Annotated in this window: 11 protein-coding genes; 6 read left to right on the top strand and 5 right to left on the bottom strand. The window is 45.0% G+C overall.

Going from position 1 to position 12,460, the window contains the following annotated elements; genetic code table 11:
* Window positions 1-33: 33 nt before the first annotated feature.
* Entirely contained in the window at window positions 34-1,599 is a 1,566-nt protein-coding gene (locus tag QUA77_RS19375; protein WP_333451898.1) for a CHAT domain-containing protein, read from the bottom strand.
* Between the two features lie 871 nt (window positions 1,600-2,470).
* On the opposite strand from QUA77_RS19375, the gene QUA77_RS19370 reads away from it, so the two are divergent.
* The 4 genes from QUA77_RS19370 to QUA77_RS19355 all read left to right on the top strand — a co-directional run bounded on the left by QUA77_RS19370 (window position 2,471) and on the right by QUA77_RS19355 (window position 8,321).
* A complete protein-coding gene (locus QUA77_RS19370) occupies window positions 2,471-4,423 on the top strand; it encodes an FAD-dependent oxidoreductase (RefSeq protein ID WP_333451896.1) in 1,953 nt (650 codons plus the stop codon).
* A gap of 299 nt (window positions 4,424-4,722) precedes the next feature.
* Window positions 4,723-5,409, top strand: a complete 687-nt coding sequence (locus QUA77_RS19365) for a class I SAM-dependent methyltransferase (RefSeq protein WP_333451894.1) — start codon at window positions 4,723-4,725, stop codon at window positions 5,407-5,409.
* Entirely contained in the window at window positions 5,409-6,479 is a 1,071-nt protein-coding gene (locus QUA77_RS19360; protein WP_333451892.1) for an aromatic ring-hydroxylating dioxygenase subunit alpha, read from the top strand. The genes QUA77_RS19365 and QUA77_RS19360 overlap by 1 nt, the downstream gene beginning before the upstream one ends.
* 159 nt (window positions 6,480-6,638) lie before the next feature.
* Window positions 6,639-8,321 carry a DUF262 domain-containing HNH endonuclease family protein gene (locus QUA77_RS19355; RefSeq protein ID WP_333451890.1) on the top strand — a complete coding sequence of 561 codons (1,683 nt, stop codon included), beginning with the start codon at window positions 6,639-6,641 and terminating at the stop codon, window positions 8,319-8,321.
* 101 nt (window positions 8,322-8,422) lie between these two features.
* Here QUA77_RS19355 and QUA77_RS19350 read toward each other — a convergent pair whose 3' ends face one another.
* Window positions 8,423-8,896 (bottom strand): hypothetical protein, encoded by a 474-nt coding sequence (locus QUA77_RS19350; protein WP_333451889.1) that lies wholly within the window; start codon window positions 8,894-8,896, stop codon window positions 8,423-8,425.
* A 147-nt stretch (window positions 8,897-9,043) separates the two neighbouring features.
* Between QUA77_RS19350 and QUA77_RS19345 the strand changes: the two genes are divergently transcribed.
* Window positions 9,044-9,364: a type II toxin-antitoxin system RelE/ParE family toxin gene (locus QUA77_RS19345; protein ID WP_333451887.1), complete on the top strand. Its 321-nt coding sequence runs from the start codon at window positions 9,044-9,046 to the stop codon at window positions 9,362-9,364.
* Window positions 9,361-9,756: a transcriptional regulator gene (locus QUA77_RS19340; protein WP_333451885.1), complete on the top strand. Its 396-nt coding sequence runs from the start codon at window positions 9,361-9,363 to the stop codon at window positions 9,754-9,756. The genes QUA77_RS19345 and QUA77_RS19340 overlap by 4 nt, the downstream gene beginning before the upstream one ends.
* A 16-nt stretch (window positions 9,757-9,772) precedes the next feature.
* Here QUA77_RS19340 and coaBC read toward each other — a convergent pair whose 3' ends face one another.
* The 3 genes from coaBC to QUA77_RS19325 form a co-directional block, all read right to left on the bottom strand.
* Window positions 9,773-10,972: a bifunctional phosphopantothenoylcysteine decarboxylase/phosphopantothenate--cysteine ligase CoaBC gene (coaBC, locus tag QUA77_RS19335; protein ID WP_333043034.1), complete on the bottom strand. Its 1,200-nt coding sequence runs from the start codon at window positions 10,970-10,972 to the stop codon at window positions 9,773-9,775.
* Between the two features lie 144 nt (window positions 10,973-11,116).
* Window positions 11,117-11,329, bottom strand: a complete 213-nt coding sequence (gene isiD / locus QUA77_RS19330; protein ID WP_006632739.1) for a protein IsiD — start codon at window positions 11,327-11,329, stop codon at window positions 11,117-11,119.
* 45 nt (window positions 11,330-11,374) lie between these two features.
* Window positions 11,375-11,998, bottom strand: coding sequence for an alpha/beta hydrolase (locus QUA77_RS19325; RefSeq protein WP_333043033.1), 624 nt, complete (start codon window positions 11,996-11,998; stop codon window positions 11,375-11,377).
* Between the last annotated feature and the right edge of the window lie 462 nt (window positions 11,999-12,460).

Raw genomic sequence — 12,460 nt, 5'->3', positions numbered from 1 at the left:
TAGCCTATCACCAGTTTCGGTCAAGAGGCCCACTTACCAAGGACTGCCGATAATGCTGAAAGCTGCCCAGTAATACGGATGGGATAAATCTTTGCTGTCGAGTTTGGGGATGGACGGGGGCAAGGGAATGTCGCCTCGCGCACTTCGCAGTTGACCGCCTTCGATCGTCACTTTGCCTTCTATTGCGGCGATCTGTGCTTGCCGCATTGCTTCAGCTTTAATGATTGGAGGGTCGTTTGGCCTGCGGATTCTTAACTGCTGGTAAAACTCTGTCATCAGGGCGAGAGTCCCCGCATCGCTGACGTACCACAAGCTGGCGAGGGCTGATTTTGCTCCCGATTGCAGTGCTAAACCTGCAAATCCCAGTTCTGCTTCTTTGTCTCCCAAGGCGGTTCTACACGCGCTTAATACTAATAGTTCGAGGGGCGGATTGTTCCATTTTAAATCTCTCATTTGATCGAGGCCCAGTTGGGTGTCCCAAAATTGAATGTAGGAGTTATTTGGGGTTCCGGGGCGGAATTCGGCGTGGGTTGCCAGGTGGATAATTCCGTATTTTTGTTGCAGTCGCTGGGATTGCAAGTTTACTATGGTGAAGTCTTGGTTGAGAAAGGATTGACCGGGCCACTGTCGGGCGATCGCGCCTAGCTCTAATGGAACTGCTGGCAGCGGTTCTTTGTTCGCCGTTTCTGCGAAATCTGATGCTCCCATTGCTAGAACTTGCACGTTTCTGAGGTCGGTGTAATTGCTGTCTGTGAGTTTGAAGGCGGGGATGCGGGCGAGGCTGTATTTTTGGATCAGAAATTGCTTTCCGTCGTGCATTGCGGCTAGGGGTACGGTTCGCAAACCTTCGCCGACGCAGAACAGCAAGGTTTCAATTTTTGCTGTTTGCAAATCTGTTTCTAGGGGTGCAATTATCCATTTGTAGAGTTGTTGGGCTGGTTCTAGATAGGTGGTGGTATTAATTTTTACGGGGTTGGTGATTTCGCTGCCGAATTCTTTGACTACTGAGAGCAGTTTCTCTTGTTTGGCTTCGGGGACGCTGCGGAGAATGGGGAGGCGATCGGGCAATATTAAGATTAATTCTAGTTGGTCGGTGCGTGGGATAGCATAAATTAAAGCGGGTTTTTTCTTGGTTTGAACTGCTAGACGGGAGAGAGTTTTTGATATTGCTTCGGCGGTTTTAGCACGGGTCTCAAAGTCTTGTTCAAAGTATTTTTGATAGTCTTCTTCCCAATTTTCTTCGATTCGGTTTACGGCTTCGGTGAGGTTGCCCCGATCGAGCAAGTTTCTCATTTCTTGCCCGTTAAGCCCGCCCTGGTTTGTGTTTTGGGCAATTGTAGCGAGGTTCGCCGTGCTCCAGCAGAAAAATATTGCTATCAAACAGTAAAAAATAGCTTTTTTAATTTTTTTCTGACTCGTGTGTTTTTGGCGTTGCTGCTGGGATTGATAGTGCATGATTTTGGGGCGGTTAAGGGCGCCGTTGGCGGCAGCAGTTGGCAAAAGTTGGGAGGTGGGTGGGAATTTTGACTGTGCTGGCGATCGCGGCACGATTATAGCATTCAATACCAACAGCAAATCTCTGCCGTAGGGTGTGTACACCAGTACCAACAGAGTCCCCGCACCAAGAAATTCACCATTTATGTAAATTTTTGTAAATTATCCAGAAGTTTTGCATAAACAGGACTTACGCAAAAACCCGGTTTCTTCAAGTAAGTCCTGTTTTTTACATAGCAGCCAGGTACATTTAATCGGTATTACCTCTACGGGCGCGTTTGACTTTTGGTCGCACATCGGCAGTTCTCAGGTTGAATCGGGTTTTGTCTTGGTACTAAGTGAGGAATACCCTGCATCGATCGCGGATATATTGAGTTACCTCAGTAAATATATTCTCTGTATTTACTTATTTTAAAATAGTTATGTTTTTTCGCGCCAACTTAGTTAAAGTTCTACTGATAAATGGTTGGGCATCGGATATCTTTCTGGTTACTTCGTACAAGTCACCGAAGCTGATTTTGATGTGATATTTTGCTTGCCAATCTCCTAATCTTTTAGGATCATTGCCGCTGGCTAAGAGTAGAGAAAGATAAATTAATGCGGGATGTTCGATTTTTTTGCGTGCCAGGGGAAGAAGCGCGCGATCATTCTGGGGTTAAAAGCTCTAAAATTGATGGCACTTTTGCCCAGCCAATAAGTGTGACAGATATCACACACACTCCTAAGTTATAAATAAAAACACTTAATTATTTAGAAAATTTTACGCTATGCGGTCGATCGCTTTTTTATTCTTTTCTCCTAAATAACTAAAGCCTTCTTGCTTCCACTATACATTGTGTGCGATCGAACTTGCCACGGTGCGATCGCGATCCGATTGGGGGATGTGTCTTAGTATTTCTTCACATATCCTGATTTCGGTCTATGATATATGCCTTATGGCGTATTTGTGTTTAAAGCCCGTTACCGCGTACCGCTGATGAGTCAATCAACCAATTCACCGCTATCCCAACCAGTTTCTCGAAGAACCGCCCTCAAATTCCTCGGAGTCGGTGCCGCAGGCGGGCTGCTGGGCTACTCTCGATTTTCCAAGCCAGAGCCCACCGTTTTTGTGCAAGATTCTCTTGACTTGCCGCGAATGCTGAATAACCGCAAAACCGTTGCAGTTGTAGGGGCAGGCTTGGCAGGGCTCGCCTGTGCTTACGAGCTCAGTCAGCGGGGTTTCGCCGTGACACTGCTAGACAAATCGCCCCAACTCGGCGGTAAAATTGCTAGTTGGCCGATACAAGTCGGGAACGAAACTTTTATGATGGAACACGGTTTCCACGGTTTTTTTCCGCAATACTACAACCTCAAAAGTGTGGTAGAAGAACTAGAAATTACCGATAATTTTGTATCTTTAGAATCCTACGCCGTTGTGTTTCGAGACGGAAAATACAAGCCCGAAGTTTTCCGTCCCAACCATTCAGCTTTTCCCTGGAATATAGTTGACTTGGGGATATCTTCTCCCAATCGGCTCAAGTGGGGAATCAATCTAACAAAACCCGCTCACTGGCAAGTGTTTCGAGAAATCGGCGGTTTTCAAACTCAAAAAAGTTTCGATCGCCTCGACAATATATCAGTTGCCGACTGGGTAAAAGGTGAATTTCCGCGCGGGCTTTATGACTTGTACTTTCTGCCTTTTGCCAAGTCCAGCCTCAACGCTCCCGACGAATTGAGCGCGGGAGAATTAATGCAATTTTTCCACTTTTACTTTTTTGGAAATCCAGAGGGTTTGGCTTTCAACGGTACGCGGCAAGATATGGGTACGAGTTTGGTGCAGCCTATTGCCAGAGCAATTGAAAGCAAAGGCGGCAAAATATTGACAGATGTCGCAGTTAGTGAAATTCGCTGGGAAAACGGCAAGATTGATTCTCTGAGTTACCAGTCTGGAGACTTGCAAAGTAAAATACCTTTTTGGGTGAAGCGAAACGCGCTATTAACTGACAGCAACTCTACCGAATATTTCGGCGCTGGGGACAGCGTATTTGCCGCCGCACCGTCGGGAAAAGAGGCAATTTCTCTGAGCTGCACTCACCAAGGCTGCACAGTTCAGAAACAAAACGACGGTCAATTTCACTGTCCTTGTCACGGGGCAGTTTTTGATGCCGAAGGGCGAGTTGTGAGCGGCCCTGCTCAACGGGATTTGCCTCGATTTAAGGTAGTAGATGAAAAAGCTGATGAGGTACAGTTAGCAGTAGCGGTTAACCAATCGCAGCCGCAAAATTTGGCTGAAACATTGAAGGCTGATTACTATGTTTTGGCGGCAGATGTTCCGGGGATGCAGCATTTGTTTAGTTTAGCCAGCGGTGAGGTGAATCCGCAAGTCCAGAGTCGGATAGAGAGCTTGAAAATAGCCGATCCGTTTGCGGTGGGCCGTTTTTGGTTCGATCGCGAATTTCCCTGGGAACACAGCAATTTCAGTTCGCTTTCCGGCTACAAACTGACTGACAGCATTACGCTTTACCACCGAATTCAGGATCAGTTCATCGAGTGGAATCAGAAAACTGGCGGTAGTGTAGTGGAACTGCACGCTTATTGTTACAAGGAGAAGGAATTTCCGAACCAGGAAGTTTTACTGGCTACTTTTGAGCAAGAATTGTACGAAATTGTACCGGAATTAAAAGAGGCAAATATGCTGCACCGGGAATTGGTAAATCAAAAGAATTTTTCTGGATATCCGCCCGGTAGTTATGCCGAAAGACCAGAAACTTGCTGCGCTGTTCCCAATCTGTTGTTTGCGGGAGATTGGGTGAAAATGCCGTTTCCGTGCGGTTTAATGGAAAGGGCGGTTAGCAGCGGTTTGTTGGCAGCTAATGCTATTTTATATCAGGAGGGTTTGCAGAGGCGATCGCTCTTGACGGTGAATCCCGAAGGCGTGTTAAAAATCTAAAGTTTCCAGCGGGGCGGGCTTTATAAATCGTCAATTATCGGCTGGTATCCTCGGTGAAACCCGCCCCCTGTCATACCATTTTAGATTTTAGATTTTAGATTTGAAGAAATGGAAATCACTGATTCAATAAGGGTTTAGAGGTTTCCTAAAGTTGCGTTCTTTTTTTAAGATGAGTTACGGTTTGCGGGGGTGGTTTCGCTGAGGGGAAAAGGCAGAGCTTGCAAACCAAAAAAATATCTGCGTTGAGGGGGGTGGATATGCGGTTAAAATATTATTGAATGAGTATAAAGCAATAATAGATGCTAAATAATAAGCGCAAAATTCGCAATAAATCTGTAACCTTTGATGCTTTTGCAACAGAATACGATTTCGCTGCCACCTTGCAAAACCAGAACGATTTTTTTATTAACAACCTATCGGTCAGCAAAGGTGCAGCATTAGATATTGGCTGCGGTTCGGGAATTCTTGCTTTTGAATTAGCCCAGTATTACGATAATGTTGTCGCCGTCGATTTGTCAGCAAAAATGCTGGCAATCGCCAGTCAAAAACGCTCAGCTTCCAATATCGAATACATCCAAATGGATGCCAGTCAATTAGAGCTGGAGCGGAAATTTGATTTAATAGTTAGTGCTGCTACTTTTCACCACCTGCCCAACCTCCCCGCCGCCCTCAATGCAATAAAAAAAATGTTAAATCCGCACGGAAAAATAGTTTTTTTAGATAATATTTCCGAAGTGGAAACACCTGCTACATTAGGCTACATATTAGGTGCAGCGAGAGATTTTATGCCCGACTGTTCCATCTACGGATTTCGCAGTGCTTTAAGATTATTAAAATTTAGACTGTCGCCTGGGTGGTTGAAGCATTTAGCTAGCGATAGGTATTTGTCAGAACGGAAATTTAGAAAAATTTACAGTCGTTGCTTTCCGGGCTGTTATTTTGTAAAATTGGGTTGTTTTATGGGCGTAATTTGGGAACATTTGTAATGCAAAACAACGCGATAAAATCGGTAGCTGCAAGGGGAGAAAAAACTCATATCCGCCAGTTGGGCATTAATCTCGATCGCTGGTATGCGATCGCCCGCACCACCGAGGTGCAAACTCAGCCCGTCGCTGCGAAAATCTGGAATCGGGCGATCGTACTTTTCCGCGACAGTGCAGGTAAAATCAACGCTTTAGAAGATAGATGTCCGCACCGGCAAGTTAAACTCAGCCACGGCAAAGTTAAAGGCGATTTGATCGAATGTGCTTACCACGGATGGCGGTTAAATGCAAGGGGAGAATGCACTGAAGTCGATTATTTAGCAGAAAATCAAAAGCTACCTAACTGCAAAATTCGCTCCTATCCAGTCAAGGAACAAAACGGTTTTATCTGGCTGTTTCCTGGCGACGAAACGCAATCAGAAAAAACTAATTTACTGGATTTGCCAGAGTGGGAACATCTCAATTATATTGCCACCGTTTCAGTTATCGACTGTCAGGCACACTATTCATTTTTAATTGAAAACTTGATGGATATGTACCACGGGCACTTGCACGATGATTGGCAAGCTTGGGCAAATCCGGTGTTAGATACTTTAGAAGAAAACGAGCATCAAGTAACTGCTCGCTATCAGGCACAAAGTTATTACAAAATAGATAAAATTTGGTCAATTTCTCAGTTGTTTTTTAAATCTCTGCGCCGACTGCACCCGGAACCGCTGGAGGTGAGTTATGTTTACCCGCACTGGGTTTCAACTTTGGGAAGCGACTTTAAGATTTACTGCTTGGTTTGTCCGGTGAGCGAGACGGCAACTCGGGCTTATTTAATTCATTTTACCTCATTAAATGCGTTTTGGCGGCTGCACAAATTGCCTGTGTGGTTTCGCAGGTTTATTAAAGATAGTTGTTTCGGCGCGGCTCAAAAGTTATTAGATGGTTTGGTGCGGCAGGATGTGTTAATGATTGAAGAAGAACAGCAGGCTTTTTTGCAGAATTCAGAAAGAAAGAGTTATGAATTAAATCGGGCTTTAGCCAGCGTGCAAAAGTTGATGAGAAGTCAGGCAGAAAATGGGTAATTCAGTCACAGATTTAAGCCTACAGCGGGACGAATGAAACCAGCCTCCACAGGCTAAGTTGAGAGTTCGCCTTCCCAAGCTTGAGCATGGTATTCTAGCAACAGGGAAAATTGACTTTCGGGAAGCAATTACCAACCACACCTAACACAGGAACCAAGCATGAACCGTGTCAGCATCAAGGGTGAGGAACACCCCATTAAGAAAATTTTTAGCGATGACTTTGTGTTCACCATTCCCCTCTACCAGCGTCCCTATGCTTGGACAAAGGAGGAAGCTGGGGAACTGCTGGAAGACCTGCTAACATTCTTGGGAGAAGGTAACGAGACGATTGATGAACTCAACCCCTACTTTCTAGGCAGCATTGTTTTGATTAAATCGGAGCAACCAGCCGCTGAAATTGTAGATGGTCAGCAACGTCTAACCACGCTCACGATACTACTAGCGGCTCTCAGGGCATCATTGCCAATAGAACACGCCAATGACTTGACCACTTTTCTATACCAAAGAGGCAGTTTAATTGCGGGTACTCCTAATCGTTACCGTCTGACTTTGCGCGAGCGAGATGCAGACTTTTTCAAGGCATATATTCAAAATGAAGGTGGTATTAACAAGCTCAAAGAATTGAACAGTGCTGAGCTGATGGATAGTCAGAAGCTGATTCAAGAAAATGCACATTTATTCTTGCAACGTTTGCAGGCGATAGGCGAACAGTGCTGTATACGCCTTGCCCAGTTCATCATTACTCAGTGCTTCTTGGTAGTGGTTTCTACGCCTGACTTTGATTCTGCATATCGGATATTTTCTGTATTGAACAACAGAGGATTGGATCTCTCCCTAACTGATATCTTGAAAGCGGAGATTATTGGAAAAATACCAGAAGGGCAAAAAGAAAAATATACTAAAAAGTGGGAAGATACCGAGGAGGAGCTGGGACGCGACTTATTCAAAGATTTGTTTTCTCATATTCGCATGATTAAGGAAAAGAAAAAACTCAACAAGAGCGTCCTTAAAGATTTTCAGGAAAACATCAATCCTGCGGCTGGGCCTCAGCAATTCATTGATGAAATTTTAGATCCGTATGCTAAGGCTTTTTGGGAAATTCAGAACTTAAGGTATGAAAGCGTTTGGCGTGCAGAAGAAATAAATCAACTCTTTAAATATTTAGACAGAATTGATAATTTCGACTGGATACCACCTGCCATTTTCTACCTATCGCGCAACCGTAATAACCCCGATAATTTGGTGCGTTTCTTTATAGATTTAGACCGTCTAGCTGCAGGTTTAATGATTGTCCGCGCCAATATCAATGAGCGCATTGAACGTTACAGCAAATTGCTTACTGCTATTGAGCAAGAGGAAGATTTATTCAATTCCAATTCACCGCTCCAGTTTACTCCTGAAGAGTCAAACAATATCCTTAGAGTCCTCGATAGTGACCTTTACCTAATTCAAAAAATTCGTCGTTATGTTTTGCTGCGCTTAGATGCTGCTCTCTCAGAAGGTGAAGCATCTTACAACTTCTCCAACATTACTGTCGAGCACGTACTTCCCCAAAATCCAGGGCCTAATAGTGAGTGGATGAAGTCGTTTCCTAGTCAGCAAGAGCGCGAGCAATATGTGCATCGTCTTGGAAACTTAGTTTTGCTATCTTCTGCGAAAAACAGTCTAGCCCAAAATTATGATTTTGAGGTAAAAAAGCAGAAGTATTTCACTACTAAAACGGGCGTTTCACCCTTTGTGCTTACTACCCAAGTGCTGCGGGAACAGGAATGGACGCCAGAAGTAATCGCTCGACGACAGAAAGAGCTGATTAATGTTCTCAAGAATCTTTGGCGCTTATAGGATAATTGAATTTGATATCCAATTCCTATTATCTGTCCATCAGCACAAAACCATCTGCGTCCATCTGCGGTCAAAAAAAGCTAAATCCCGCAGCAAAAACCTTACTTTTTAGCCCGCTGCTGCTGGTAAACGCTGACAACTTTATCCGCATAAGTAGCAGTTGCACCACTTTTGCAAGCTGCGGAGTCCCCTGTCATCCACCAGCAAGCGGCGCGGCGTACAGCGGTTAATTCATTGTTGCTGCTAGCTTTGTATTCGTCGCGCAGCAAATCGCCCACGATACAGGTAACAATTGATTTGGCTTTTGTCGCGTCGGCCTCAAATTGTTGGGGTGTTAAATCTTGTTTGGTACAGAATTTTGCCCAGCGGGAAATATTGCCAGGTAAAACTTGCCACTGACTGTACATTCCGTCATTTGCAGTTTGTGGCGGTGCGGCTTGTCGCATTGCTTCTACAAGGGCGGAAACTTGCGCGTCGGTGACTGATTGCGCTGCTGCTGGAAGTGATTGCAATCCGAGGCTAATTATCAGGCTGCCGAATAGTAGATTGGTTTTTGCGATCGATTTAAAATTCATTCACAATGCCCTGTTGTAATCAAAGTTTCCTGCCACAAAGTTTAGCTTAAAACGGATCGAATACCTCTGCCTTAAGTATGATTTGCCCACTTAATGCAGTGTCGATCGCCCTTACGATAGAAATTGTTAATCAAGTACGATAAAATCATGGAAGTACAGCCCAGGGAAATTCGCAACTACCTGAGAGCAGATGGGACAAATCCTTTTGAAGATTGGTATAACTCGCTCCGGGATACCACAGGCAAAAATAGGATTGGGTTAAGGCTGAAGCGAGTCATGACTGGTAATCTAGGAGATTGTAAGTCCGTGGGAGAAGGAGTTTTTGAACTCAAAATTGACTCTGGCCCTGGATATCGGCTTTACTTTGGCCAAGTCGGGCTGACAATTGTACTTCTGCTGATAGGTGGACATAAGAGAAAGGAAAGAGCGAGATATTGGCAAAGCTATTCAATATTGGAGAGACTATGAAAGACGTGAAAGCACCAACGAGTAGGAGTTACCAAGAATTTCTGATCGAATCTCTGAGAAATGCCCAAGAAGCAGCAGGTTATATCGAGGTGACATTGACAGAAGCCAGCGATGAACCTAAATTGCTCCAAATGGTACTCAAAGACGTTGTAGATTCTCGGCTAAAGTTCAACAATTTATCAGAGTCAGCTCAACTTCAATGGGAAAAACTCGACAAGCTCCTGACAGCAAGTGGCGGTTCGGAAATTTACAGCTTTGTAGAATTGCTCGAAGCATTAGGATTTAAACTAGAAATTACTGTCGCAGATACTGAGTTGTCGGCTGACTCGGAATCAACGGATTTGGGGGAATCACAATTATCGCCCGAACCAGTAGTAATTAATCCGAGTTAATGAGTAAATCGCGCCTTCACCCTTCCCTCACAAAATCTAACAATCGGTGAGCCATTTCTAGCTTGCTGCAAGGTGCTATTTCTACTTGCTTGCCGGCGGCATTAATTAATATTGCTTGATTGGTATTGCTGCCGAAACCTGCACCTATTCGATCGATCGGGTTTGCGGCAATTACATCCAGTTTCTTTGCCCGCAATTTCTCCAAAGCTGGCTTGACAATATCCCCAGTTTGTGCTGCAAACCCGATTAATTTTTGGTGCGGCTGTTTCAATTTTCCCAACTCTGCCACAATATCCGCTACTGGTGCCAAAGGCAAACAATTCGGGAGCGATCGCTTCGGAAGTTTCTCACTACTGTACTCGGCAGGTTTCACATCCGCTACCGCCGCCGCCATCACCGTCAAATCCGCATCGGGAAAGCATTGCAGCATCGCCTGCCGCATTTCTTGTGCACTCGTAACTGCGATCGCCCGCACACCTGAGAGCGGCAATTCGCCAGTTATACTGTGTACCAGCGTCACTGTAGCGCCGCGGTGCTGTGCAGCTTGCGCTAAAGCTATGCCCATTTTGCCCGTGGAAGGATTGCCGATAAACCGCACCGGATCGAGGTGTTCCCGCGTTCCTCCCGCACTGATCAACACCCGAATGCCCGCTAAATCTCGATCGCCCTTCGCATACAACAGCGATTCAATATGAGGCAAAATCTCATAAGGTTCTGCCATCCGGCCGACACCCGCGCGATCGCACGCCAGCATTCCCGCCCCCGGATTCGCAGCATGATAGCGCCGATAACTCAACACTTCCCGCCAATTCCGCTGCACCGCCGGCTGTTCCCACATATCTGTATTCATCGCCGGTGCCAGCAAAATAGGGCAAGTAGAAGCTAAGACAGTATTAGTCAGCAAATTATCAGCAAAACCCCCCGCCAACTTAGCCAAAGTATTAGCTGTCAAAGGAGCAATCACAAAAACTTCCGCCCATTCTCCCAGTTGAATATGCAGGGGGCGGCCGTGACTTGGTTGCCAAAAATCTTTGTCAGTAAAAGCAGGATGGCGGCACAGAGTAGCAAAAGTCAAAGGCGTTACAAACTCCCCTGCCGCATCAGTAAGAATAACTTTAACTTCCGCTCCAGCTTTGGCTAAAGTTGAAACTACTTCGCAAACTTTGTAAGCCGCAATCCCGCCACTAACGCCGATTAAAATTCGTCTGCCTTTCATGTCATTTTTTCATAAAAAAGAATCAAGAAAGAAATTAAGATAAAAACAGGCTAAAATCCCTAATTCATCTGTTTAATCCGCAACAAAATATGCTGCTAACTTCTTCCTCAATTCCGTCGAAAATTTTGAGCTAGATTTTTCAGTCTATGCTTCGTCGTAGGCTTCCATATCCAGAAGGTGGAGATAAGGTTCAACCAGCTCCGGCCGCTGAAAAGCAAGCGATCGCAACAAATGCCAATCATTCAATCCCTCAAAAGGATCTGTATAATCGTCAACTTCCAAACGGACAGCCAATTCTGCCACGTCCTGAGAAGTAAGTACAGCAATATCGCGCGATGCTTTGGTTAAAGTTTTCATTTTTTTCCCCTGCCCGAGACTTCCGCCATACTATATACTAAACCTTTAATCAGATTTCGACACAGTTTCTACAACAAAACTTCGCATTACCTCTATAACTTCCGGCAGAATCTCGTGTCCCATTTTAAATTCTCGATACTGCACCGCAGCTCCCCAAGCCGTCAAACTCTCGCGCGATCGCACAGCAGCACTAACGGGAACAATAGTATCTTGAGTACCGTGTACGATTAAAACAGGTGGCAAAACACTCCCCGCAACTGGCGAAATCTGGTGTAAATAACCGCTCAGACAAATTAAACCAGCTAGGGGCAAAGTCAATCCCACATCTAGAGTCATCGCTCCGCCTTGAGAAAAGCCACCTAAAATAGTGCGAGACAAAGGCACGCCCGTGCTGCTTTCCAAAGACAGCAAAAATTCCCTCAGCAATTGCCGGCTTTCTACCAATCCCTGAGCGTCTTTGCTTTGAAGGTTATACCACGCTTTGCCGCTCGTTACCTGGGGATGGGGAAAGGGGGCATCGGGAAACACAAACTGATAATCCGGCAAATTGAAAAAGGGTGCTAAGGAAGTCAAATCCCGAGCATTAGCACCCCATCCATGCAAAGCGACAATCAAAGCGACAGGTTTGCGATCCGTTGTGGGCGGAATGCTAATAGATTGTAAAGACATCGTAGTTAATAATTGGTAATCTGGTCTGGCTACAATTATAAATTGTCACGACGGGTAAAACCCCAGATATTTGTTTTCGGCAATATTCCACTGTAATTAGCACGCGCTTGCTAATAACTATAATAGTTGACTGTTGACTGTTGACTGTTAACCGTTGAAAGTAGAGTGCGACCTCGCACATTTCCAAAGTAGAGTGCGGATAGTTCACCTTTTATAAACAGGAATTAGGGAGGATCTCATATTTGTAAAAACACTTCTTCTGGCTCCTTCATTCTGACTCTTTCCTCCTGGCTCCTGGCTCCTGCCTCCCAACTCCAATTTATAGCTTGGCTGCAAAAGTGATATCGTTTCCGGTTGCATCGGAATAATAAAATCGAGTCAACAGTAGACCTCTTGCAAAAAAAATCTATGTTATAATTAAAGGTTTTGAATTTTAGATCTGAAAGCTAACTCATAATTGTA

Origin of the sequence: Microcoleus sp. K5-D4 (assembly GCF_036704575.1) — a bacterium.
Lineage (GTDB): Bacteria > Cyanobacteriota > Cyanobacteriia > Cyanobacteriales > Microcoleaceae > Microcoleus.
Note: the sequence above shows the minus strand (reverse complement) of the source record. Positions and strands in the feature narration are given on the sequence as shown.